This is a genomic window from Rhodopirellula sp. SH410 (genome assembly GCF_055811895.1).
Genome location: NZ_CM147949.1, coordinates 2,473,618 through 2,499,737 on the forward strand (window position 1 = coordinate 2,473,618; position 26,120 = coordinate 2,499,737).

18 protein-coding genes are annotated in these 26,120 nt (G+C 57.3%); 15 read left to right on the forward strand and 3 right to left on the reverse strand.

Annotated features, from left to right (window positions below):
• Positions 1-40 precede the first annotated feature (40 nt).
• The 12 genes from SH410x_RS09190 to SH410x_RS09245 all read left to right on the forward strand — a co-directional run bounded on the left by SH410x_RS09190 (position 41) and on the right by SH410x_RS09245 (position 14,168).
• Complete coding sequence (locus SH410x_RS09190; protein ID WP_473676210.1) at positions 41-886, forward strand: DUF1559 family PulG-like putative transporter; 846 nt, start codon at positions 41-43, stop codon at positions 884-886.
• Entirely contained in the window at positions 886-1,701 is an 816-nt protein-coding gene (locus SH410x_RS09195) for a hypothetical protein (RefSeq protein ID WP_473676211.1), read from the forward strand. Before SH410x_RS09190 ends, SH410x_RS09195 begins: the two co-directional genes overlap by 1 nt.
• Before the next feature lie 293 nt (positions 1,702-1,994).
• Positions 1,995-3,029 carry an ABC transporter ATP-binding protein gene (locus SH410x_RS09200; RefSeq protein WP_473676212.1) on the forward strand — a complete coding sequence of 345 codons (1,035 nt, stop codon included), beginning with the start codon at positions 1,995-1,997 and terminating at the stop codon, positions 3,027-3,029.
• On the forward strand, positions 3,026-4,906 hold the full coding sequence (locus SH410x_RS09205) for an ATP-binding cassette domain-containing protein (protein WP_473676213.1): 1,881 nt from the start codon (positions 3,026-3,028) through the stop codon (positions 4,904-4,906). Before SH410x_RS09200 ends, SH410x_RS09205 begins: the two co-directional genes overlap by 4 nt.
• Positions 4,903-5,706 (forward strand): class I SAM-dependent methyltransferase, encoded by an 804-nt coding sequence (locus SH410x_RS09210; RefSeq protein ID WP_473676214.1) that lies wholly within the window; start codon positions 4,903-4,905, stop codon positions 5,704-5,706. Before SH410x_RS09205 ends, SH410x_RS09210 begins: the two co-directional genes overlap by 4 nt.
• A gap of 134 nt (positions 5,707-5,840) precedes the next feature.
• Positions 5,841-6,677, forward strand: a complete 837-nt coding sequence (locus SH410x_RS09215) for a TlpA family protein disulfide reductase (RefSeq protein WP_473676215.1) — start codon at positions 5,841-5,843, stop codon at positions 6,675-6,677.
• Positions 6,678-6,762: 85 nt separating this feature from the next.
• Positions 6,763-7,209: a bifunctional nuclease family protein gene (locus SH410x_RS09220; protein WP_473676216.1), complete on the forward strand. Its 447-nt coding sequence runs from the start codon at positions 6,763-6,765 to the stop codon at positions 7,207-7,209.
• A 112-nt stretch (positions 7,210-7,321) separates the two neighbouring features.
• A complete protein-coding gene (gene panC / locus SH410x_RS09225) occupies positions 7,322-8,155 on the forward strand; it encodes a pantoate--beta-alanine ligase (protein WP_473676217.1) in 834 nt (277 codons plus the stop codon).
• Positions 8,152-8,709 (forward strand): phosphatidylglycerophosphatase and protein-tyrosine phosphatase 1 family protein, encoded by a 558-nt coding sequence (locus tag SH410x_RS09230; protein ID WP_473676218.1) that lies wholly within the window; start codon positions 8,152-8,154, stop codon positions 8,707-8,709. The genes panC and SH410x_RS09230 overlap by 4 nt, the downstream gene beginning before the upstream one ends.
• Before the next feature lie 335 nt (positions 8,710-9,044).
• The gene (hrpB, locus tag SH410x_RS09235; RefSeq protein WP_473676219.1) at positions 9,045-11,552 is read left to right on the forward strand and encodes an ATP-dependent helicase HrpB; all 2,508 of its coding nucleotides are present in this window, start codon (positions 9,045-9,047) and stop codon (positions 11,550-11,552) included.
• 237 nt (positions 11,553-11,789) lie between these two features.
• Positions 11,790-13,823: a thioredoxin domain-containing protein gene (locus SH410x_RS09240; protein WP_473676220.1), complete on the forward strand. Its 2,034-nt coding sequence runs from the start codon at positions 11,790-11,792 to the stop codon at positions 13,821-13,823.
• Between the two features lie 39 nt (positions 13,824-13,862).
• Positions 13,863-14,168 carry a carboxymuconolactone decarboxylase family protein gene (locus SH410x_RS09245; protein ID WP_473676221.1) on the forward strand — a complete coding sequence of 102 codons (306 nt, stop codon included), beginning with the start codon at positions 13,863-13,865 and terminating at the stop codon, positions 14,166-14,168.
• A gap of 207 nt (positions 14,169-14,375) precedes the next feature.
• Here SH410x_RS09245 and SH410x_RS09250 read toward each other — a convergent pair whose 3' ends face one another.
• The gene (locus tag SH410x_RS09250; RefSeq protein WP_473676222.1) at positions 14,376-15,995 is read right to left on the reverse strand and encodes an efflux transporter outer membrane subunit; all 1,620 of its coding nucleotides are present in this window, start codon (positions 15,993-15,995) and stop codon (positions 14,376-14,378) included.
• A gap of 344 nt (positions 15,996-16,339) precedes the next feature.
• On the opposite strand from SH410x_RS09250, the gene SH410x_RS09255 reads away from it, so the two are divergent.
• Positions 16,340-17,584, forward strand: coding sequence for an efflux RND transporter periplasmic adaptor subunit (locus SH410x_RS09255; RefSeq protein ID WP_473676223.1), 1,245 nt, complete (start codon positions 16,340-16,342; stop codon positions 17,582-17,584).
• A gap of 9 nt (positions 17,585-17,593) precedes the next feature.
• On the forward strand, positions 17,594-20,767 hold the full coding sequence (locus SH410x_RS09260; RefSeq protein ID WP_473676224.1) for an efflux RND transporter permease subunit: 3,174 nt from the start codon (positions 17,594-17,596) through the stop codon (positions 20,765-20,767).
• A 239-nt stretch (positions 20,768-21,006) separates the two neighbouring features.
• On the opposite strand, the gene SH410x_RS09265 is transcribed toward SH410x_RS09260, so the two are convergent.
• Together SH410x_RS09265 and SH410x_RS09270 are read right to left on the reverse strand one after the other, a co-directional pair.
• A complete protein-coding gene (locus SH410x_RS09265) occupies positions 21,007-24,147 on the reverse strand; it encodes an efflux RND transporter permease subunit (RefSeq protein ID WP_473676225.1) in 3,141 nt (1,046 codons plus the stop codon).
• Entirely contained in the window at positions 24,148-25,539 is a 1,392-nt protein-coding gene (locus SH410x_RS09270) for an efflux RND transporter periplasmic adaptor subunit (protein ID WP_473676226.1), read from the reverse strand. It abuts the gene before it with no gap.
• A 94-nt stretch (positions 25,540-25,633) separates the two neighbouring features.
• Between SH410x_RS09270 and SH410x_RS09275 the strand changes: the two genes are divergently transcribed.
• Positions 25,634-26,119 (forward strand): MarR family winged helix-turn-helix transcriptional regulator, encoded by a 486-nt coding sequence (locus tag SH410x_RS09275; protein ID WP_473676227.1) that lies wholly within the window; start codon positions 25,634-25,636, stop codon positions 26,117-26,119.
• Position 26,120: the final 1 nt, after the last annotated feature.

Sequence of the window (26,120 nt, forward strand, 5' to 3'; positions counted from 1 at the left end):
ACAAGTGACGAATTCTCCCACTCTCACACTCTCAACTGCCATGTCCACTCATCGACACGCCTTCACGCTCGTTGAACTCTTGGTCGTGATCGCGATCATTGGGGTGCTCGTCGGAATGGCGGCTCCTGCGGTGCAATCGATGCGGGAATCGTCCCGCCGCGCGATGTGCCAGTCACGACTTAGTGCGATCGGGTTGGCGATTCAGGGCTACGACGATCGCTGGCAGCACTTTCCCGTCGGTACCATGGATGAGACGGGCCCCATCGAGAGCGTTGCCAAAGGAAATCACAACAATTGGCTCGGGCGTTTGCTCGATCTGATGGACCAACCCGTGATCGCCTCCCACATCGATCGAAATGTGAGCGTTTACGACAAGGTCAACGCACCGGCATTGACCTTGCGGTATCCGGGCGTGCAATGTCCCTCAGCGACTCAGGAGCCCGACAACGCCAGTAGTTACGTGGGGCTGCATCATCCCACTGAAAAACAGATCGCTGAGACGGATCTGGGCGTGTTTATTTTGAACAAGCCGATCAGTCGCGACGACATCACCGATGGTTTGTCCAATACGGCGTTCGTTTCGGAGAAAATGTCTTGGCCGGATGATCTCGGTTGGCTCAGCGGCACGCGTGCAACGTTGCGTAACGTCGGTGGCGGGATTCGCAGTTCGGTCGACGCCTTCCACTCACCCGGACCAGCGGTGGTCGGCTCGATCGGCAGTCGTCATCCCGGCGGAGTGCACGTCCTATTTGGTTCAGGTGAAATTCGGTTTCAAACCGTTCAAACCGATGAGCGTATCTTGAAACAGATTGTCAACCGTCAAGACGGCCAGTTGCCGTTGGAGTTTCAATCGCTTGAGTCGCTGCGTCGCATGAGCGTCGAGTAATGACTTCATCGTTTGATCGCGACCATGTCGACGCACGCCTATTGGCGTGGCTCGCGGTGTGGTCGCTCACGCTGAGCGTAGCCGTGGCGGCGATGTTAAGTGGGGCTTCCAGTATGCCCGACGAAGCGCAGGTGCCCTTGGGGATTGCGATGGGCGGTTTGGTGGCTACGTGGATCTCGATTGGAACCTGGGCCGTGCTCATCGACCTACCTGCGCAGCCTGAATTGGAAAATACAGATCTCGTTCATCAGCAGAATCGGGGGCTACGCATCGCAGTGTTGTTGGCGTGGGTCGCCAACATGATCGTTTTTGGAATCATCACACGGCAAGAATTCGGGGTCGTCGCCCACCTGCTGTTGGTCGTTGCGATTGGGGTGATGGGCCCGTTGATCACATGGCAGTGGACGCGTCAGAGGATTCACCGCGCGCACGCGTCGCCGAACATACGCCGTAGCATTGGCCATCTGCTGGGGATCGCGGTGACGATTGCCCTGGGCAGCGCGGCATTGAAATTCGGCGATCGATTCGGTGGATTCACGAGTTTAGCGATCGTCGTGACCCTTTCGATCGCGTTTTTGTGGCTCGTGATGCTGGCCATCATGCTGAGTCGATGGTGGGGGTTGATGCTCGTCACGCTCCCGATTTTCGCGATTGAGTTGCTCGCCGTCGGGATGATGGTTCGCGTTCCCAGTCGGGTTGCGCAGGCCGAATCCACTCGTTTGTTCGCTCTGATGTGCGGTTTCTACTTCTTCGCACTCTTGTTCCTGCTGCTAATGCGATCGAGCGGCCATCGCTGGCTCGCTGCGCGGCGTTAAGGTTCAATCCTGCTTCGAAAAAAGAAAAGTGAAATGAGGGCCGCCAACTTCCTCGGCGAGGCGTTCGGGGCTGCACGCTTGAACACCTGCCTCGATCGGATGACGATGTCGCACCCGGGGATGGGGACCCCAGTCGGTGCGTGTCAGGATCGGCGGCACAAGCGAGGGGATCGCTCTGCACGTCCATTTCGGTCGGTGTCAACTGATCGCAAATGTAGGAATCATTGGGAAGCCTATCCCACTTCGGCTCGCGGCGCTACAATGGGGCATTTTCACGTGTCAGGCAGCCAGCGATGCCGATTATCGAAGTCAACGATCTGACGAAGCATTACCGTGTCTACCAGAAACAGGAAGGGCTTGGCGGTAGCATCCGAGGATTATTTCACCGTGAATATCGGGACGTCCACGCCGTCAAGGGAATCGATCTTACCGTTGAGCAGGGTGAGTTTGTCGCTTTTCTCGGCCCTAATGGAGCTGGGAAAACGACGACGCTGAAACTGCTCTCTGGGGTGATCCAGCCCACCAGCGGCACCGCGACGGTGATGGGATACGTTCCTTGGCTGCGGCAAAACGAATATCGTCGCCGATTTGCGCTCGTCATGGGTCAGAAGAATCAACTTTGGTGGGACCTGCCGGCACGCGAGTCCTACCGACTGCACCAACACATCTACGGCGTCGACCCCACTGAATTCTCGAGCCGATTGGATGAACTGAGCGATCTACTCGATGTCACACGCTTGCTCGATCAACCCGTGCGGGAGCTATCCCTCGGGGAACGCATGAAGATGGAATTGATCGCCGCGTTGCTGCACAACCCGGAAGTCTTGTTTCTCGACGAGCCCACGATCGGACTCGATGTCATCGCCCAGCACAACATTCAAAAATTCCTGCGGTACTACCAAGAAAAACGTCAGATCACGATCCTGCTGACGAGCCATTACATGAAAGACATCGCGGCGCTCTGCCGCCGCGTCGTCGTGATCGCACGGGGAACGATCCAGTACGACGGGTCGCTCTCGGGAATCGTTGATAAATTCAGCGGGGACAAGCTCGTGACGCTGCAGTTCGCCGCTTCGGAATCACTCACCTTACCGAAGACGCTCGGCAGCATCGTCAACGAGAATTGGCCCAAAATCCAGTACCGGGTACCTCGCGGCGACGTGCCGCGATTGCTCGCTGAAACGCTACGCGATCACGCGATCGAAGATATCGTTGTCGAAGACCCGCCGCTCGAAGATGTCATCGCGGATCTGTTTCGCGAATCGATGCAGCGTGAAGAAACCGAATCCAATACGAAAACCAAAACCACCTCCACTAGCTCTGTATGATCACACTCGAAAATATCTCGATCGGATTTCGCGGCCCACAATTGCTCGATGACGTCACCGTGCGAATCGGGCGCGGCGATCGAATTGGTTTGCTCGGCCGCAACGGTGCGGGCAAAACCACCCTGTTGAAAATTCTCGCCGGCGACATCACGCCCGATCACGGCAACGTCGTCGCGGACGCGGGCGTCAGTTTGCGTGTGGCGCGTTTGACGCAGGACGTGCCCGCAGACATTCAGGGCAGCGTGCAGGAACTGATGTTCGCCAAGGCCGAAGACATTCCCGGTCTCGCTGGTTCCCTCGGCCCCGCTGACAAAACCACGAGAGACGACTGGGAGATCGAGCAACTCATTGAGGAAACCCTGTCACGGATGGCCTTGTCCGGGGACGCGCTTTTTGAGTCGCTCTCCAGCGGTATGAAACGACGCGTTCTGCTCGCCCGTACCATCGCCGCGAAGCCGGATTTGTTGCTGCTGGACGAACCGACCAACCACCTTGATATCCATTCGATCTTGTGGTTAGAGAAGTTTCTAGGCAGCTGGCCTGGAACGCTGATGTTCATCACTCACGATCGTTCGTTTCTGCAATCGCTGGCCAGCCGGATCTGGGAAGTCGATCGAGGCCGACTGTTTGATTGGACCTGCGATTACCCCACGTTTCTCAAACGCAAAGCCGATGCGCTCGATGCCGAAGAGAAACAAAATGCTCTGTTTGACAAACGCCTCGCTGAGGAAGAAGTGTGGATTCGGCAAGGCATCAAAGCACGGCGTACCCGAAACGAGGGACGTGTCCGTGCGCTCAAGGCGATGCGAGAGCAGCGTGGTGAGCGTCGCTCCACCGAAGCGACCGCGAAACTGAACTTGCAAAGCGCCTCACGCGGGGGGGCACTCGTTGCCAAGCTCGAGAACGTGTCATTCGCATATGGTGAGGCTCCGATCGTGAACGATTTCAGCACGCTGGTGATGCGTGGTGACAAGATCGGGATCATCGGTCCCAACGGGGCTGGCAAGACGACGCTACTGAAATTGATTCTCGGCGGACTCGAACCGACCGAGGGCGACATCAAACTCGGCACGAATCTCAAAATCGCGTACTTCGACCAACTCCGTGATACGCTCGATCCGGAACTAACCGTGACGGAGAATGTCGGTGGCGGCAGCGACAAAGTCGTCGTGGGCGATAAAACCAAACACATCGTCGGCTACCTGCAAGACTATTTGTTCACTCCCGAGCGTGCTCGCACACCGGTAAAGTATCTGTCGGGCGGTGAACGCAACCGGGCCTTGCTCGCCAAGCTGATGACTCAGCCCGCCAACGTCATCGTGCTCGACGAACCGACCAACGACCTCGATGCCGAGACGTTGGAAATGCTCGAAGAACAGCTGGCGGCTTTCGATGGCACTTTATTGATGGTCAGCCACGACCGTACATTTCTCAACAACGTTGTGACCAGCACCATTGTGTTTGAACACGACGAAGCACCGGGGACGGTTCGAGAGTACAACGGTGGCTACGACGAGTGGGAAGCTGCCAAGTCGAATCGCGAGCGGGAGACGCCGGCGCGGGTGTCGAAAGCCAAGATCAAGTCACCGTCCGGTGGCGGTGGGAAGACCGCTGCGGACGCAAAGGCATCGAGTCCGGCGCCCCAGCGATTGAACTACAACGAGCAACGCGAACTGAAATCGCTACCGGCGAAGATCGAGGCGCTCGAAACCAAGATTGAACAATTGCACAGTGAAATGGCGGAGCCCGCTTTTTATCAATCCGGCGGAGAAAAAATTGCCGCGACCTCGAAGGTGCTCCACCAGGCCGAAGCCGAACTGGAGGCCGCATTCGCGCGTTGGGAAGCATTCGAAGCTCGTGCGGCGGCGACTTCATGACGACCCGTACGACCAAGAACGCGACGTCGACCTCGTGGTATGACCATCCGCAATACTTCGACATGGTGTTTCGAGACGAGACCGCGGACGAGGTTGCCTTCTTCCAGGAAGTGTTTGAAAAGTACCTGAAGCGTCCTGCCAAACGGCTCTATGAACCGGGGTGCGGTAGCGGCCGATTGGTTGCTGCGATGGCGGCGAAGGGCTTCGACGTCACTGCGGTGGACAACAATGCGGCCATGCTCGCATACCTGCGGCGGCGATTGTCGCGACGCAATCTCGATGCCGAGTTGGTACTCGGTGACATGACAACGCACGTTTGTCGGCCGCTCGTCGATGCTGCGTTTTGTACGTTCAATACGTTTCGACACCTGACAGATGCAAGTTCCGCCGAGCGGCATCTGCGAAGTGTTGCGGCATCGCTACGACGAGGTGGTGTCTATATCCTTGGTTTTCATTGCATCCCGATGGACGCAGATCCCGACTGCACCGAGCGATGGAAAGCCGCCCACGCGGGGGCCCAAGTCAGTGTGACCCTCCGCGTGATCGACTTCCAACGTCGGCGCCGGCTCGAAACGCTGCGGGTTTCGATCAAAGCAACCAAGCCGAGCGGAACTGTCGAGCGAATTCGCAGTGAGTTCGCGCTGCGACTGTACACCCCAACGCAAGCCCGGACGTTGCTCGCGAGTGTTGCCGATGTATTTGAAGTGGCAGGTATTTACGATTTTGATTGTGACATCGATCAAGAACGAACGATCGACGAAGACCTCACGGACGCCGTGTTTGTGCTGAAAAAAAAATGACCGTCACTGCTTGAGTGGTTCCTGCAGTTCCCTTCGAACGTGTTGGCCACACCAGGGCATAATCGTTTATCATTTAAGACACCCCTCGCTACTTTTCTCCTTTTTGAAACCGAGTTCAAACGATGGATCGCTCGATGAAAAAACTTTTTCTCGCCGCCTCTTTGCCATTGGCATTGTCGCTCGTCGTTGGCTGTGGCGGTAGCGCTCCGTCCGAGACGCCGCCTGCGGAAAATCCTGAGTCGCAGGGTCTCGACGAAGTTGCACCGGCAGGGCAAGCGACACCGCCCCATGAGGAGATGCCTGACGAGCCGGTCAACCCAGGCATGATGTTGCCTGATGACGTGCCGCTGCCCGACCCTGCGCAGCTCAATGAGCCCAGCAAGACGAATGGTGACAAACCGAAGGGAATGGAGTTGCCCGATGATCTACAGCCCACCCCGACGAGCTCCACGGGTGTGCGAGACCGCTCCGTGATGTTGGTGGGCACGGAATCGAAAAAAGAGAAATCGCCAGAGGCCAAACCGGATATTCACTTAGCACCGTGGACTGAAATTGATGCTGTGACTAAGAAAACGGGAAGCGTGACCGTGGTCGATTTCTGGTCGTTGGCCTGCGTGCCCTGCCTGAAGGAGTATCCGCATCTCGTCGCACTGCAAAAGAAGTATCCTGATCGCGTGCGTGCCATCGGCGTGAATGTTGATTTCTATGGGGGGAAAAAGTATCCGGCAAAGTCGTACCAACCGCGAGTAACGATGTTCTTGCAGGCCGTTGGCGCAACCTTTCCCAACTATATTTCTCAAACACCAAGCGAAGAGGTGTTCCAGAGTGTTAAAATCAACGCACTCCCCGCCGTTTTGGTGTTTGATGAGCAGGGTTCGATCGTCGAGCGATTTACCGATGCAAGCCACTCAGGCGGATTCACCTACGAAGACGACATCGTCCCCGCCGTCGAGAAGTTGCTCGCTCAATAGCCTGCCGGCGGCACCGGAGTGCCACGGCAACCTGATACGCCCCCCTTTTGAATCTACCCGACCACATCCTTTGACGAGATATTTCATGAGCGTCGAAATGCAGCTCGCTCGGATCATTATCTCCGAGCTCACCGATAACCAAGTCATCTATTTGAAGGAGGTCGACGGAGACCGCCAGTTCCCTATCATGATCGGCATCTTCGAGGCCACCAATATCCAACGACGTGTCAAGCAGGAGTACATTCCCCCACGCCCGTTGACCCACGATCTGATCGTTGCCGTTGCCGAATCGCTCGATGCGGTGATCGAAAGCATCGTCATCAGCGACCTGAGCGAGCACACCTATTTCGCACAGCTCAATCTGCGCACCTCGTCAGGCGAGATCATCGAAGTGGACGCACGGCCGAGCGATGCGATCGCCGTTGCGGTGACCTATGATCCCCCGCTACCGATTTATGTTGCCGAAGAAGTGCTCGCGAGCGCCACCGGTACCGCCGCGGGAGGCGATGTCGAGGAACCTCCCGAGTTCTAAAAACCCTGCCCAAAACCGCGAGCGAACGCAGCCCTCCCGCTGCGATTTCTCAGCCCAGACCGATGGAACGGTCTGGCGACAATACTCACCCTCTGCCCCTTTTGAACTCCTTTTGAATTCCTTTTCTGACATACCGTCGATGCGGACGTGGTGCCGCGACCGTTGCTCTGACTCGCAAACCATCGGTTTTGTGCCGACCATGGGTGCGCTGCATGAGGGGCATCTTTCCTTGGTGCGGCAGGCCAGAGACCAATGCGATGTTTGTGTCGTGAGCATCTTTGTCAATCCAACCCAGTTTGGAGCCAACGAGGATCTCAGCCGCTATCCGCGACCGCTCGAGCATGACCTCGAACTGCTTGCCGGTGTAGGCGCTGACGCGGTATTCCTGCCAACGAACGCCTGCATGTATCCGGTTGGCTTCGGCAGCTTTGTGATGCCGCCGCCGGTCGGTTTGCCGCTCGAGGGACAATCGCGGCCGGAACACTTTCGCGGCGTCACAACCGTGGTCCTGAAACTGCTGCAAATTATTCCAGCGGATGCAGCGTTTTTTGGACAGAAGGACTATCAGCAACTGCGGGTCATCCAAGACATGGTACGTGACCTGAATGTCCCGACCGAAATTGTGTCGTGTCCTATCGTTCGCGATGATGATGGGCTGGCACTGAGCAGCCGCAATCGATACCTCAGCGATGAGCAACGGGAGATCGCATTGTCGCTGCCAAGGGCACTCGACCGCGCCGCCGATGTGGTGGCATCGGGCGAGACCAACGTTGCGACGATCGAGCAGATGATGTTGGACGCTTTGGCGGATTGTGACAGCATTGAATACGCCGTCGTGGCCGATACGGAGTCCTTGCAACCCATGAGAACACTGGAAGAACCGGCCGTGGCGTTAGTCGCCGCCCGAGTGGGCAACACGCGTTTGATTGACAACCGAATTCTATGAAACAGCGATCCTTCTACGACCGTCTCTACGCAGGCTCCGTGTTCTATCCCACGCTTGCCTGGAACGTGATGCTGGGACGCGTGTTGAAGACGCGTAACTGGTGGGATTTTATCGACGATCATGTGATTGTCGGTGCTCGTCCATTCACCCGTGACGTCGAATCGCTCGCATCTCTTGGCGTCCGGGCCGTCGTCAATACCTGCGAAGAGTACACCGGGCCGATTGAGGAGTATGGCCGATTGGGGATCGTTCAGCTGCACATCCCCACCATCGATTTCACGCATCCGACGATCGAGAACGTGCGCCGCGCCGTCGACTTCATCGACGAGCATGTGCAGTTAGGTGAGGTGGTTTATATCCACTGTAAAGCGGGCCGCGCGCGGAGTGCGACCGTTGCGATCTGTTGGTTGATCGAACACCGCCAGATGACTCCCGCCGACGCACAGGCACTCCTGTTGAGCAAGCGTCCGCACATCAACCCACGATTGACCGAGCGTGCGGTCGTCAACGAGTTTGTCGCCAGCCTGGCCACCGAGTCTGGCCACCGAGTCTGAACATTGCCGCGACGTGCAGAAATAATCCAGAGGGTATGTTAGGGGAATGGATCTTGTGAAAGATCCTGCTGCCTGAGGGTTTGACGAGGCCGTCGATGGAACCAACTTTGCTGACACCGGCGTACGCCGAGTGCCGCAGGGGATTCGGCGCGCCGTGGCCGGTCGAGCTTCGACTCAATCCACAGCCTGTCACGCGTCTCAATACCGTCGACTCGGATTTCCAGCCAACCCCCACGCTCTGGCGAGCATCGCGAAAACTTCTGAGGGGCGGCTATCTCGGGGCTGTGCAATGGTAACGGGTGTGGCGTAAAACCAGATCATTTTCGGAGAGTATTTTGAGTGGATTGCCGATTGATGAGGTGTTGCCGCGGGTGCTTGCAGCGGTCTCGCATGGCAATCCGGTTGTCTTGAAAGCACCGCCGGGAGCTGGCAAAACAACGGGGGTACCGCTGGCCCTTCTCGCTGCTGGCTTACTCGATGAGCAACAGATCTGGGTCGTCCAGCCCCGGCGATTGGCGGCCCGTAGCGTGGCCGAGTTTCTATCACGATCACTTAGCGAGCCGGTCGGGAAAACGATCGGGTATCACGTCCGGCTGGACCGGAAGGAATCTGCCGCGACCCGGGTGCTGCTCCTGACAACCGGCATGTTCCTCAGGCGGATGCAGTCCGATCCGCTGCTCGAGCAAGCCGGCTGTGTGATTCTCGATGAGTTCCATGAACGCAGTATCGATCTTGATTTGTCGCTCGCGTTAACGCAGCGATTGCGAACCGAGTTACGGGACGACTTGCGGTTGATCGTGATGTCAGCCACCCTCGATCCGCAACCCATCGCGGACTACCTCGGCGCTGACGCGGTGTCGGTGTCATGCCTGGGGCGCAGCTATCCCGTGGCCATTACGCACCATGACGCGATCTCCCATCAGCGACTCGAGAACGTCGTTGCGCCGGTGGTCGCCCAAGCGGTCGAGCAAACCGATGGGCACGTGCTGGTGTTCCTTCCGGGTTTGGCGGATATCCACCGGGTCCGTAGCGCGTTGGCGTCCTTCCCGCTCGGCGATGACGTATCCGTTGTGACACTACATGGGTCCTTGTCGCCCAAGCAGCAGGACGAGGCCATTCGTGGTGGCGACAAGCGATTTCGCAAGATCATTCTCTCGACGAACATCGCGGAAACGTCTGTCACCGTCGACGGTGTGACCGCCGTTGTCGATTCAGGTTTGGCGAAGATACCGATACTCGATTCGAGATTGGGGCTGACCCGATTGCAGACCGAGCCGATCTCCAATGCGTCGGCCGATCAACGTGCTGGTCGAGCAGGGAGGACGGGACCAGGGATTGCCCACCGGATGTGGTCGGCGGTCGCTCATCGCACGCGGGAGGCCTACGATCGCCCTGAGATCCTGCGTGGCGATTTGTGTGCGACTGCGCTGACACTGGCGAGCCTCGGTGAGCAGGCAGACGATTCCATTGATTGGTTGACACCGCCCCCGGAGCATTCATTGCAGGCGGCCAAGCAGCGGTTGCAATTGCTCGGCGCCATCGACCGGGAGGGACGCGTCACCGCGTTGGGGCAGAGGATCGCCGCTCTGCCTCTTGACCCACGGATTGCCCGCTTTGCACTTAGTGCACAACAGCATCTTCCATCATCCCAGGTCGCGGTGGCCGCTGCGCTGTTGAGCGAACCGAATCCAATGGATCGAGAATCGCCCGCGTTCGATAAACTTTCTCTTGCCGAGAAAACACTCTGGATCACGAATCGTCCGAAATCCGTTCGCGGTACATTTCGCAGAGTTACCCAACAGATCGAACGAGCCATGGGGACGCAACGGCAGCATTCCAGCGACCAGCAACTGGCCCTCGATCCAGCGATCTCACGTGCCCTGTTGGCCGCATACCCTGACCGGGTTGTCATGCGCCGCGGCAACGATCCCGATCGCGGTGTCATGGTCGGACGCCGCGGCGTGATAGGATTGTTAGCAGTCACCCATCTGGATCGTTCCGCCGAATTTCTGCTTGGCTATGACGTCGACGGGGGTTCGACGCAGTCGCGGGTGCGTGGGGCGGTCGCGATCGAGCCGTCGTGGCTGTCGCCCGAACATCTCGAACGAGGCGTTGAGGTGGATTTTGATGCCACCCGTGAAGCTGTTATTTGCCGCGAAGTGCGGCGGTACGTCGATCTCGTTTTGAGTGAAACGCCGATCGCATGCAAGGATAGCGAAGCGACTGCGAAGCGTCTCTATGAAGAGGCCTGTCAGCATCCTGAGCGTGTCGTTCCAGGCACCGCCTCGGCAGACGAAAACAATTTCGCTGCATGCCTGAACCGCATCGAACTGACCTTTGCACATGAACGAGAAAGTGAATCAAGTGATGCCCTGGCACGCGAGACGCTTTGGAAGCACGTCTGCCGAGAACTTTGTCACGGCCGCCGCTCATTTGCTGAGCTGAGGCGGGCGCCCTGGAAGGATTACTTGATTGGGCAGATCGGCTATGATCGCTGGCAGCGAGTGCAGTCGGACGCGCCGACTCACCTGATGCTTCCGAGCGGCAATCGGGTGAAGATCGGCTATGCCGAAGGACGCCCCCCCTGGATCGAAGCCAAAATCCAAGAGTGTTTTGGATGGCAGAGCACGCCCCGTATCCTTGGTGGACGTGTCGCCGTCCAGATGCACTTGCTCGGCCCCAATCGCCGGCCCCAGCAGATCACGGAAGATTTGGCGAGTTTTTGGAGGAATACCTACGGTGAGATCCGCAAAGAGTTGCGGCGGCGTTACCCGAAACACCATTGGCCTGAAGACCCCACTACCGCCCAAGCGACCCACAATGGATTGAAGCCACGCAAGTAGTCGGCATCTCTCCGAGATGCTGTGAATCCGTTCATCTCTCGTCGATCACGTGTTTTCTGTTCGTGCGATCGGGACGCCCGCATCCATGATCCGCACGATGAAATGGTTCCCCGCGTTGCCCTTTGGGGACTCAAGCATGGCCCATACAATCATCCGTAATCAAATCGACGTCCCGAGACTCGGCTACTCATTCACTCGACGCCCATCGCCCAATCATTACTCCGCCCAATCATTCCCATGCCCAATCAACTTGCTCATTCGCTCAGCCCCTACTTGATCCAACACCAAGACAATCCGGTTGACTGGATGCAGTGGGGTGAGGAAGCGTTCGCGGTCGCGCGGGATCGCGACGTGCCCATCTTCCTGTCGGTCGGCTATGCGGCATGTCATTGGTGTCACGTGATGGCACATGAGAGTTTTGAACACGAGGAGGTGGGGGCGTATTTGAACCAACACTTCGTCTGCATCAAAGTCGACCGGGAAGAACGCCCGGACATCGACCAGATTTACATGAATGCGGTGCAGTTGATGACCGGTCGAGGAGGTTGGCCGATGAGCGTGTTTCTCGACCATGATGGACGACCTTTTTACGCGGGCACCTACTGGCCGTTGACGCCTCGTGGAGGAATGCCAGGGTTTCCGCAAGTGCTCGATGCCTTGGTGGATGCGTGGACGCATCGTCGCGACAGCATCGCCTCCCATGCCGAAGAGATCACTGCGGCGCTGCAACAACTCGCGATCGGCACGGGAGCGACTGCGGACCAGGTTCCCGGCAGTGACCGGATTGGCGTGGCCGTCGAGCAGTTGCTCAAAACCGTTGATCAGACCTGGGGCGGATTCGGCAGCGCACCCAAATTTCCTCATGCAACCGATTTGGAGCTGATGTTGCGGGTTGGATTGCGGACCGGCGACACACGGCTGATCGAAGCGGTCGAACTCACGCTCGACAAAATGGCGGCCGGTGGCATCCGTGATCATATCGGCGGCGGCTTCTCACGATACAGCGTCGACGGTCATTGGCTGGTCCCCCATTTTGAAAAGATGCTCTACGACAATGCCCTCCTCGCGATCGTTTATACACGCGCGATGCAGGTCACCGGGCAGACGCGGCACGGCGAAGTGGCCGCCGAAATTTTGAACTACATTCAACGAGACATGATTGATCCCGCGGGTGGGGTTCACTGCAGCGAGGATGCCGATAGCGAAGGCGTCGAAGGCAAGTTCTACGTGTGGGATCCGGCTGAGGTGATCGAGGTGCTCGGGGAGGAGCCTGGCAAGCGGTTTTGCCAGGTGTACGACATTACCGAGCGTGGCAATTTCGAGGGGCACTCGATTGCGAATCTGCCGCGATCGATTTCGGACTGGGCTGACGAGGGTTCCATCCCGCTCGAACAGCTTCAGAGTGAACTCAAGGAGAGTCGCGAAAAACTGCGAATCCATCGCGAACAACGCGTCAAACCGCAGCGTGATGACAAAATCGTTGTCGCGTGGAACGCATTGGCGATTCGAGCTTTCGCGATTGCGAGTGTTGTGATGGGCCGCGACGATTACTTGGAAACGGCCACGCGAGCGGCGAGTTTTATTCTCGATTCGATGCGAAATGACGCAGGGAAACTGCTGCACGTGTATCGCGGTGGCATCGCCCACGGAGCCGCCTTCGTCGACGATCACGCCCTCCTCGCTGAAGCGTTCATCGATCTGTATGAAGCGACGGCCGATGACAGTTGGCTGCACCAGGCGGTGGGGCTGGCCGATGAGTTGGTCGAGCGATTCATGGACGCCGATGATGGCGGTTGCTACTACACCGCGAGCGACGTGGGCGAATTGATCACTCGCAACAAGGACTGGCACGATGGATCGCTCGTCAGCGGCAACGCGGCGGCGGCGATGGTGTGGTTGAAACTGTCTCGACTGACCGGACGTACCCTCTTTCGCGATGCGGCGAACGATGTCCTCCGCGCCGGTGAAACGGTGATCCGTACCCAGTCGCGAGCCTGTGCGGCGTTGATCAGCGTGCTCGATGAATGGCATCACGATCAAGGGGAATTGGTGATCGCCCCCAATCAAGTCGCAAACGTCACGAGCATCGCTCGGCAACAGATGACCATGTACCAACCCGGCCTGAGTATCGCCTGGGCTCTGCCCGGCGTCTCAACGGCAGCGTCGCCGCTGACGGACGAATTGCTTGCCGGCAAGGTCCCGATGGGCGATTCCTGTACACTGTATCGGTGCCGCAATTTTCATTGTGAGTCACCCTTGATTGACCCGTGACTCACGTCCAACTCGATTTTTTAAAGACTGGAAACTGCTATGATCCCGAAAAGCTATGAGAAGATGCACGCTGAATTTCCTGAATTCATGCAGGCATATGAAGCGATGGGGAAAGCCGCCCGTGAAGCAGGTCCGCTCTCCGATCGAGAGGTGGCCCTGGTGAAACTCGCGATCTCGATCACTGCGGGGCTCGAGGGTGGCGCGCACTCGCACACCCGCAAGGCGCTCAAGGCTGGATGCAGTGGCGATGATCTGCGGCACGTCGCGTTGCTAACCGCGCCGACGATCGGATTTCCCACCATGATGCGTGCCAAGAGCTGGGTCGAAGACGTCGTGCAGAAGTAAACCGGACGTGACAAGTAGGCGTCCCGCCCGGTGCCAATAAATCATTGGATACTTGGGACATGCCTCCAAATCCTCCGCCGCACGCTTCCGTCGGATGATCCGTGTTTTTTCGGTTGACTGAGGTGGGGCGATGCCCACTCGGTTTCACTGAAAAACTCACGCTTCGGTGCTGCTCACGTAACGAGGGGGGCACCTCGCCCGTTGGCATCAACTTTCGATCGGTTCATCGACGGGGTCTTCCAAGACCTGGTCGATGATGGGTTCTTCTTCCCCGGGTGGCAAATCGACTTCTTCGACATCGTTGGAATCCTCGCTTTGCTCAAGGGATGTCATGATTGGTCTTGTGAGGTATGGCGAAGGCCAGCCACCCCCGAGGGATCGATAGATTGCCACAACGCTTTGGGCAACGTCGCCTTTGGCCGCTGCGGCGGCGACTTCCTGCTGGGTCTTGGTATTCTGGACACTAAACACGCGGTTGAAGTCAATTTCCTCGCCTTCGAGAAACTGCATGTTGATCAGTTCGTTGGTTTTGTCCGCCGCTTCAGCAGCCTCCAGTTGTAATCGGAATCGCTCTTGGTTCTTTAGGAACTGCACGATGGCGTTCTCGGCTTCGAGGTTGGCGTTGAGAGCCGTTTGTCGATAGGCCGCCAGGAGTTCTTGGAATCGAGCATCCTGGAACTCGATCCTTCCGAGAAGGCGCCCGTAGTTCAGGACATTCCAGTCGAAATTCGGCCCGACTGATCCAAAGCCCGAACCACCGCTGAACAGGTCCTGGAACTGATTCGAGCTCCTGCCAACCGTTCCCGTAAGGGTGATATGCGGATAGAGGTCGGACTCAGCCACACCGATCAATGCACTCTGTGATGCGAGCAACCGCTCTGCGCGACGGACGTCGGGTCGTTGCAGTAACGTTGCGGCCGGAATGCCCAATGCCATCTCGGACTTCACGTCGGGGATACTGCCTTCGCCTAGCATGTCCAAGATATCTTCGGGGGGCATGCCAAGAAGAATACACAACAGGTTCTGCGATTGTCGGAGCGAAGTCTCGACCTGCGGGACGAGGGCCTCCGTTTGAACGAGGCTCGATTTCGCCTGCTGTACATCGACTTCGCTCGACTCGCCGTTTTCAAAGCGAATCGCCGTTAGCTCATACGTCTTCCGCTGATTTTCGACGTTCAGCTTGATGAGTTTCAATCGTGTCTGCAGAGTGCGGATATCGATATAGGTTGCCGCGACGTCGGCCACCAGCGTGACGACCACGTCCCCGTAGTCAAAAACGGCTGCATCGAGGTCAGCATCCGCCGATTCGATCGCACGACGGTACCGTCCCCAGAAGTCAATCTCCCATGCCAACCCGAACGACCCTCTCCAGAGGCTGAAATGTCGATCACTGCCCGCGCCCGTGCGAAGATTGTGCGAGTAGTCGGCCGACAGCGATTGCTGTTGCGGGAAAAAACCGCCCACGACAATCTGGCGCAGTGCCCTCGCTTGCGTGATTCTCGCCCCGGCTTGCCGAACCGTCAGGTTCTGCGTGTAGCCCTCGGTGACCAGTTGGTTCAAAACCGGGTCGTTGAAAGAGGTCGCCCACCATGCAATCGCATCGACAGGGTCACTGATCACCCGTTTGTCGTTGGCATCGATCCAGTCTCGCGCTACCGGAGCAAATGGTTTGTGATAATTGGGCCCCACCTTGAAGCCATTGGCGACCCAGTCTCGCGGACTGGTGCATCCCGAGCCAACCACGGCGATACACGCCAGCACCAGCGCCAGGCTTAGCCGGTATTGACGGATTGCGATGATCGCAAAGGGTCTCGGTGTACGTCGCATCATAGTTCTCGGAAATCAGGAGAAGGCCTCGCCTCCCCTACCGTCGGTAGATCCAATGGATTTGGTACAATCAATCCCTCCCTCCCTGAACAGCTTAACCCCAGCCCGCCGACGGCGGCGTCAAAGTCGCCTCAATCGAAACAACCGTTTCGTTCGGACAAGCAACCAGTCGTTAAACCCCACCTGACTGCGGGCGATCGTCCACTGAGGACGTAAAAAGTTGCAAAGTAGACTGCCATCGTTCAACGCCGATTGGTTCTACGAAGCGATCAACGATCAATTTAGGGATGCATTTCTCCCCGATTCGATCCCCTACCAATGACGAAGTAACGCGGTTTCCAAATATGACAACGCCCTCAACGAGTCCTTTCTTTCTGGCCGGAGTCTTGCTGCGATTGGCCATCCCGTGCGGCATTCTTGCCGCCGGCTGGATCGGCTTCCAACTCCTCGCTGATCAAGTTGAGCGGCCCACCCGGCCCGAACCGAAGAAGGTCTTGCTTCGCTCTCGGATTGAAGAAATGCCTGTGGTTGACTACCCGGTAGTGGTCAAGACGAACGCTGTCGTGCAGGCACACAACCGAATCACGTTGACGGCGCAGGTTGCAGGCAGGGTGACCCATACCAGTACTTCATTTGAAGTTGGAGCGTATTTCGAGGCCGGAGAGGTGCTCGTCGAGATCGATCCAAGCGACTATCAAACGGCGCTTGCCATCGCCGAGTCGGAACTCGCTGCTGCCAAATCAACACTTAAACTCGCGATCATTGTCGAGGAACGTAAGCTGAGGCTGGTCGAATCGAATGCTGTTCCTCAGGGAGAAGTCGAAACGGCTTCGGCGAGCAGAGAGCAGGCCGAGGCCAACGTTGCCTTGGGCGAGACAAGGGTCGAACAAGCGAAGCTAAATCTTCGGAGAACCAAGTTTGTGGCCCCCTTCGATGGCCGCGTCGTGTCAAAACAGATTGGCGTCGGGCAATTGGCAGGGCAGAATGCTCCGTTGGGGGAGGTCTTTGCCATCGACTACGTCGAAGTCCGACTGCCCCTCTCCGGTGAGCAGCGGGACTTTCTGGATTTGCCCGAGTTCGCCAATGATCCCCCTCTCGCAGTGCAGCTCCAAGATGGCATTCAGCAATCCAACGATTTTGTCTGGATGGGCAAAATTATTCGGACCGAAGGCGTGCTCGATGCGAACTCTCGCGATCTGTTTGCGATTGCCCGAGTCGATGATCCCTTTGGCCGAAAATCAGGCCAACCACCGCTGCGGATCGGTCAACCTGTCATCGCCTCGATCGAAGGCAAGGTACTTCGCGATGTCATCGCTTTGCCACGAGGAGCGGTCCGCGAATTGGATCAGGTGGTTTTGGTCGACCGAGTGGAGCAAACGCTGTTACCCCTCCAGGTCAAGACGCTCTGGTCCGACGCCGAGAGAGTGATCGTCCCCTCGTCAGCGATCCCCGAGGGGATGTGGTTGGCAACGACTCCCATGCCCTTCACCCCCAAGGGGGCCAAGATCGAAATCATTCCACCCGCAAATGCGGCAATGACGATAGCCGATTCCACAACCATCGAGTCTGACAATAATGCCACCAATTGACGATTACCTATGATTCGCTGGTTTACTACAAATGGGATCGCCGCAAACTTTTTGATGCTTGCGATACTGATCGCAGGCATCTACACGGCCTTCTATAAAATTCCGCTGGAGGTCTCCCCGGAACGGACCATGGAGTCCGTGCGCATCGAGATGACGTACCGCGGAGGAACCGCCAAGGACGTCGAGCAAGCGATCCTGATCCCAATCGAAGAATCGCTAGAGGGGGTCGAGGGAGTTCGCGATATTGTTTCCGAAGGCCGTCAGGGCAGCGGCCGGATTTCGGTCGAAGCCGAACCGGGGACAGACCTCCGTACGCTAATGGACGATGTTTCGGCGCGTATCGACACGATCACAACCTTTCCCGATGAAACGGAACGGCCCCAGATCTCGATTCCCGATTCGTCGAATTGGTGGGAAGTGCTGAGTATCGCTGTTACCGGGCATCTGAGCCCGCACGAGTTGCGCGAGCTTGCACGCACGGTTCAGGAAGATGTTATCGCTCTACCCGGCGTCAGCCGCGCGCAAGTGCAGGGCGACCGTGAGTACGAAATCAGCGTGGAAGTGGATACCACCAAGCTCTTAGCGTATGACTTGAGCTTGCAGGATCTGACGGATGCCATTCAACAGTTTTCGATCGATCTGCCGGCCGGTTCGATCAATAGCGACAGTGGCACCTTTATTATTCGGACTCGTGGTCAGGCATACTCTGAACAAGAGTTCAAAAATGTCCCTATCCACGCCGCCAATGGCTCCGAGGTGACCTTGGGGGAAGTGGCAACGGTTACGGATGGATTCGAAGAAGGGGAGAAGATTGTTGAGTTCAACGGTAGGCCAGCCTTGTTCGTCGAGGTCATGCGTACGGGAAATGAAAACGCGATCGATATTTCGGACAAAGTCCATGAGTACGTGCGCAATGTGCGAAGCCGATTTCCCGAGGGAATCGAACTGTTCATCTGGGACGACGAGTCGGTCGAAATCCGAGGTCGTCTGACCACCCTCATTGAATCGATGTTCCAGGGCAGTCTGCTGGTGATGTTGCTGCTGGGGCTCTTCCTCCGCCCCGGCCTTGCATTCTGGATCGTTGCTGGAATCCCCGTCGGTTTTGCCGGTGGCGTGATGCTGATGCCCTGGTTTGGAGTCACTGCCAACGTCATGAGCCTGTTCGGGTTCATCATCGTGGTCGGGATCGTTGTCGACGATGCGATTGTCACCGGCGAGAATGTCTATTTGAAAATGAAGGAGGGACTGCCGCCTCTCGAAGCGGCAATCCAAGGAACCCAAGAGGTGGCGATTCCGGTCACATTCGGCGCTTTAACGACGATGGTTGCGTTCATCCCGTTAATGTTCTTTGAAGGAAGTTGGGGGGATTTCGCGTCTCAGGTGCCGCCGATTGTGGCACCCGTCCTTGTCTTCTCTCTGATTGAATCGAAGTTCATTCTTCCAGCCCATCTCAAGCACTTGCGATTGGTTCCTCATAACAATCCCATCTCACGGGTTCAAACGTCGATCGCCAACGGTTTGGAGTGGTTCATCGAACGGGTCTATCAGCCCTGCCTCGCGTTTTCGGTACGCCATCGTGCGTCGGTGTTGGCAATGTTTGCCTCAGCGATGCTGTTGATGGTTGGTTATTGCCTGAGCGGTCGGATCGAGTTTATCGCTTATCCCTCAGTCGAGCAGCAGCGAATCAGCGCAGAGCTCGATATGCCGAACGATACCTCGCTTGAAACAACCGCTCAGTATATTGATAAGATCGAAGCGGCATTGCAGCAAGTTCGTAAAGAGTTCATCGATCCAGGAACCGGTGAGTCGCTCGTGCGGAATATCTCCAAACTCGTCGGCGCCAGCCGAATTCACCGAGATTTTGACAAGTCGCGGGGCGCGATTACTTTCGAGGTCTTAGCTCCGTCTCTTCGCAGCGCTGCAGGCCCACGCAATAGTGACATTGCCGCGAGATGGAACGAACTGATTGGACCGATTCCCGAGGCAACCGAGTTCCGCATTCGTTCCGAATCGAGCATTAACCGAGATCGAAATACTGACAACGGAAATTTGAACATCGAGCTACGTGGTCCGATCTCACCTGAGAAGGCCAAGGTCGCACGTCAGATCAAGACGCTCTTAGAAGAGTACAAAGAGTTCAGCTCCGCATGGGCGAATATCAACTATGGGCAAGACGAATTGGAGCTGCGACTCAAGCCCATCGCGGCCGAAGTCGATCTGACGCAGCAACTCCTCGCGCAGCAGGTTCGCCAGTCCTTCTTCGGGGAGGAGGCTCAGCGATTGCAGCGCGGAATTGATAGCATCCGCGTCATGGTCAGGCTGCCTCTCGAGCAACGCGAGACACTGCACACTCTCGAGCGAATGCGAGTTCGTACGCCTCGCGGAGCGGACGTTCCTCTTTCAACGGTTGCCGAAATCGCCTTCACCAAGGCCCCTTCATCCGTCGAACGGAAGAACGGCGCCGAAATCCTTCGCTGTGGCGCTCAACCGGTTGACCAAACCGTCGACCTGTTGAGTATTTCCAGGGAGCTCTCACCGAAAATTAAAGAGTTGTGCCAGCAGAATGATCTCAGCTTCGAGTACATTGGTTACGTTGCCGAGGCGGAAGATGCCAAGCGAAAGACCATCATTAGCTCGTGCCTCTTGGCGTTTGTCCTCTATGGATTGCTCGCAATCGCCCTGAAGTCATTGGGGCAGCCATTCTTCGTCTTGTTGGCAGTCCCGTTCGCTATTATCGGCGCTCTGCTGGGTCATATCGCGATGGACATTACTCCATCCTATCTTTCGATATTTGGAATGCTGGCCCTCGCGGGCGTCGCGGTCAACGACACGCTCGTCATGGTCGACTATGTCAATCATCGCATCGCCGAAGGGGCCACCCTCCGCGAAGCGGCGTTTCAGGCCGGTGTCAGGCGTTTTCGCCCGATCATGCTGACGTCAGTCACCACGTTTGTGGGCCTGGTGCCCTTGCTAACAGACAAGTCGTTACAGGCTCAATTCTTGATTCCGATGGCGGCGTCGCTCGCCTTTGGTGTGATGTTCGCCACGCTTGTGACCTTGTTCTTAATTCCTTGTGCTCTGCTTGCCGCCGATGACGTCGGAAGGGCGCTGGCAGCGATCAAACGTTGGTATTGCCGGCCATTCCTCGCTGGCAATCGTACGGTTGAGGACGATTCCCAGTAGAGCCGGTCCGACACCGATTGACCGTCGCATCAAAACCTATTTGAGAATCGCCCCGCACGAGTTCGCAAAACGCGGCGTGCCAGCATGCGGCCCGCTGGCACGGGTGATACGGGTGATACGGGTGACGGTCGAGCGAGCTCCCTGCATGTGCTGATGGCATGAAAACACCCGGTTCAGTGGCAGGCTGAACCGGGTGACGATGCGTGAATTCCAAGCCGCGAGCGGGTCGCTACGCGGCCTCAGTCCGTAGCAGGCTTCTTGGCAAACCGCCTCAGAACCACGTAGAACACTGGGGTTAAGAACAAGCCAAAGATCGTCACGCCCAGCATGCCGGCGAATACAGCGGTACCGAGAACACGACGCATCTCGAAACCGGCACCCGTGGCAATCAGCAGTGGGACCACCCCAAGGATGAACGAGAACGCCGTCATCAAAATGGGGCGTAAACGCATCCGACAGGCATCGACCGCAGCGGTAAAGCGATCTTTGCCTTTGTCTTCTTCCGCTTTGGCGAACTCGACAATCAGAATCGCGTTCTTGCACGCCAGCCCGATCAGGACGATGAATCCAATCTGCGTCAGAATGTTGTTGTCCATTCCTCGGAACCAAATTCCGACAATCGCAAACAGCAGGCACAAGGGGACGATAAGCACGATTGCCAGTGGTAGCAACCAGCTCTCGTATTGGGCCGCCAGAGCGAGGAACACAAACAGAACCGCGAGCGGGAACAGGTACACGATCGTGTTCCCGGCCTGTCGCTCTTGGTACGCCAGCTCCGTCCATTCGTACCCGAACCCGGGTGGCAGCGTCGTCGCCGCGAGATTTTCCATCGTCGTCAGTGACTGGCCCGTACTGAATCCGGGCGTTGTACTACCATTGATGTCAGCGGCTGGATAGAGATTGAACCGTACCAATCGATCGGGACCCGCGATCCGATCCACCTCGACAACCGAACCCAGTGAAACCGTGGCTCCATTCGCACTGCGGGTGCGCAGCTTCAGAATGTCGCTCGGCTCGTCACGGAACTCGGGCTCTGCCTGGGCGACGACCCGGTAGGTCCGGCCGAGCAGGTTGAAATCATTGACGTAGACCGACCCCAGGTAGACCTGCAACGCTTCGAAGACGTTGCTGACCGGCACATCGAGCATTTCAGCCTTGGTGCGATCAACCTCCGCGTAGACTTGCGGGACGCTCATGCGAAAGTTGGTGAAAACCTGGGCGACTCCCGGTTCTTGATTGCCCTTGGCGACCATGTCCTCGGCAACTTGATTGAGTACCGCCGGTCCTGCGCCACTGCGGTCCTGAACATACATCTTGAAACCGCCACCGCGGCCGATTCCCCGCACCGGCGGTGGCGGAATGATGAACACTTCCGCCTCGTTGATCGAGGACACCTCTCGTCGCATGTCGGCGACGATGTTGGCAACACCGCGGTCGCGAGCGGCACGTTCTTTTGCGTCTTGGAGTGGCAAAAATGCAACAGCCGCGTTGGGGCTGATCGTGAAGGTCGAACCCGACAGGCCGACGATGCCGACCGAGTGAGCAACGCCATCGATTTTTTGGCCGATCGCTGCCACCCGTTTGGTGACGGCTTGGGTACGCGCCAGCGACGCTCCATCGGGCAAACGAATCGCGACAATCACATACCCCTGGTCCTGTTCGGGAATGAATCCGGTGGGCACCAACGAGAAACTGAATCCCGTCGCCACCAGGAGACCGACATACATCAATAGGATGAGCGCCGAAACACGCACCAGACGCGAGACGATTCCCGCGTACAGGTTGCTGGTCGCATCGAAACTGCGGTTGAACAAGCGAAAGAACCAACCAAACAGAAAATCAAAGACACGACCCGAGCGGCTTAACTTCGTACCGCGGGGTTGCAGCAGGAGAGCACACAACGCGGGCGTCAATGTCAAGGACACAAATGTCGAGATGGCCGTGGATATCGATATCGTCAATGCGAACTGCTGATAGAACTTTCCGCTGATACTCGGGACGAAAATGGTCGGCACGAACACCGCTATCAAAACAAGCGTGGTTGCGATCAGGGCCGAACCGACTTCGTCCATCGCTTTGTGGGCTGCTTCGCGTGGCGAAAGACCTTCGGCGATCAATCGCTCGACGTTCTCGACCACGACGATTGCATCGTCGACGACAATCCCAATGGCCAAGACCAGACCAAAGAGTGAAAGCGTATTGAGCGTCACGCCGAGCAACTGCATGATGGCAAACGTTCCGATCAAAGAGATCGGAATGGCGACAACCGGAATGATGGTCGGACGCCAGTGGTGCAGGAACATGAACACCGTCAGCACAACGAATGCGGTCGTGACGAGCAGTGTGAAGAAAACCTCTGCGATCGACTCTTCGACAAAATCAGTCGGGTTGTACGCGATCTCATAGCCGATGCCTTCCGGGAAGGTCTTGCTCATTTCCTTCATCGTCTGCTTGATCTCGGCGGCAGTATCCACGGCGTTGGTCCCCGGTCGCTGGTAAACCAGCACGGCGATGGCAGGCTTGCCATCGAGGTAACTCAACCGCGAATAGTCCTGGGCACCGAGTTCGACGCGGGCAACGTCACTCAAGCGAGTGACGCGTCCATTCTCCCCTCGCTTGACGATGATATCGCCGAACTCATCGGTTTCGATCAATCGGCCCTGTGTGGTCACATTGAGCTGAAAGTCACTGCCTGTATCGATTGGAGGTTGCCCGATCACACCGGCAGCAACCTGGGCGTTTTGGCCGCGAATTGCCGCGATCACATCACCTGCTGTCAGGTCAACGTGGGCCATCTTCTCAATGTCCAGCCAAATCCGCATGGCGTATTCGTTTCCGCCGGCAATTCGGATTTCGCCGACCCCGTCGAGCCGCATCAGGGCATCACGCACCCGCAAAAAAGCGTAGTTGCTGATGTAGAGTGTGTCGCGACTCTCATCGGGTGAGTTCAAGTGAACCACCATCAGCATGTCAGGAATTTGTTTGGTCGTCGTGACCCCGATCTGACGCACCTGGTCGGGCAATTTCGACAGTGCCACGGCCACTCGGTTTTGGACGAGGACCTGAGCATCGTCGAGATCCGTCCCCAGTTCGAAGGTGACGGTCAGCTGCATCGTGCCATCGGCGCTCGAAGACGATTCCATGTACAGCATGTCGTCAACGCCGTTCATCTCCTGTTCGATCGGTGTGGCGACCGTATCGGCAATCACCTGAGGCGTCGCACCGGGGTAGCTGGCGCGAACGAGGATCGTCGGTGGAGCAACGTTGGGGTACTGTGAAACCGGTAGCGACACATAGGTGATGCCGCCGACCAACACAATTAAAAACGACAGAACCGTCGCGAAGATGGGACGTTCAATAAAGAAGTGAGGGAATTTCATTTACTTCGCTCCCTTGCTTTCATCCGACGGGATAATCCAATCCGCCTCAGACACGGGCTCGTATTCGTCAGGCAACCCATCCTCGAGTACTTCGATGGTCTTCTCCTCCACCCGTACTTTCGCGCCTGGCGATGCCTTGAGTAATCCCTCGATGACGAGCGATTCGTTTCCCGAGAGTCCGTCACGAACGACACGCAGGCCATGGACGAGCGGTCCCACTTCGACCGGTCGGCGCTCCACGACCCCCTCGTCGACCAAATAGACAAACTGCGACGCTTGATCGGTACCGATTGCGGAATCTGGAATCAGCACGGCTTCATAGGGCGCACTTCCAGGGATACGAATTCGCGCGAACATGCCCGGCAGCAGTACTTGGTTCTTGTTGGTGAAAATGCCACGGGCGCGCATCGTGGCCGTCGCTGGGTCAAAGCGGTTGTCGACGAAATCCATGTGCCCCTGATGCGGGAAACCTTGCTCATCGACCAAGCCGAGATAGACGGGGTTCTTCACGTCCCGCGAGCTCCCACGCTTGCCCGATGCCGCCAAGCGGATGTACTTCAGTACTTCCTGCTCGTTGGCGTCAAAGACACAATAGATCGGCTCCACCGAGGTGATCGTGGTCAGCAGCGTCGCGGTCGCCGAGGTGCCACCGGAGACGAGGTTTCCCTGGTCGACAAAATTGCTGCTAATGCGGCCGCTAATCGGGGCGGTGATCTTGGAGTACGTGACGTTCAGCTTCGCCGCTTCGAGCCCCGCGTTGGCGGACTCTATGGTCGCCTCGGCTGCATCGATCATCGCCTTGGCGGAATTGACTTTCGCGCGACTTGCTGCTTGATCGGCATTGGCTTGATCGAATTCAGCCTCACGTTGGTCCACTTCGTCTTGACTCGTCGCGTCCCGGCTCATCAAGGTGCGGGCCCGCTTCAGACGTGTGTCGGTGAGCTTGACGGCCGCATCGGTTTGCAACTGCTGAGCCTCGGCTTCCGCAACACCAGCTTGGGCCTGCAAGAGCTGAGCGTTGGCTTGGCTCATCGCTGCCTCCATCGATTTCAACTCGGCCTCAAAGGGCCGCGGATCAATCACAAAAAGCAGGTCACCTTCTTCGACCGTTTCTCCTTCGTCAAAGTGGATCGACTGCAGATAGCCACCCACCCGACTGCGAACTTCGACGTACGAGATCGGTTCGAGACGACCCGAATAGGAATCCCATTCCACGATTTTTTTGACCACGGGCGTGGCGACCGTGACCTGCGGTAACGGCGGTGGCGCGGCGTCCTGGGGAGCCGAGCGATTGCAACCGGCCATGGCCAGCATTCCCAATACCACCAGCGACGCCCCATGGGGGAAACCCCCGCGTTTGGATCGGTTTCTCGTAATTTCTGCAACTCTCATCGAAGGTCTTCTGTTAATCGGTAAAATCCAAGATAGCTATTCTCGCGATAATTATTTTATCCATCAAATACTTGTCGGTCAATAACAGATCGGTATGATATCGATTATGAAGCTGCAAGACGAACTCAAGCGTCCGATTCCCTACGCGTCAATCCAACAGGAAGCGTTGCTCAATCTGCTGCGCGCCGGCGACCAAATTGAGAACCGGCTGGCGAGACTGCTCCGCGAGCACGATCTGAGCTTGTCGCGATTCAATGTCCTGCGAAGTCTGGCGATGGCTGACCGCCCATTGACCTGTGGCGAAATTGGTGACCGTATGATCCAGATTGTGCCGGCGATCACGTCGCTCGTGGATCACCTGGAGAAGCATGCGTTGGTCGAGCGGCGGCGCTGCATGGCGGATCGCCGCGTGGTTTATGTGTCGATCACGAACAAGGGGCGAAAGCTTTCAGAATCCATCACGCCCTCGCTGCTGACTCTCGAGAAGAGTTTACTGAAAAAACTCACGGCTGCAGAGCTCAAACTGCTGGTCGGATTGCTAGAGAAAACTCGCGAGTCTTTAGCGGCGAGCGACTGCTGAG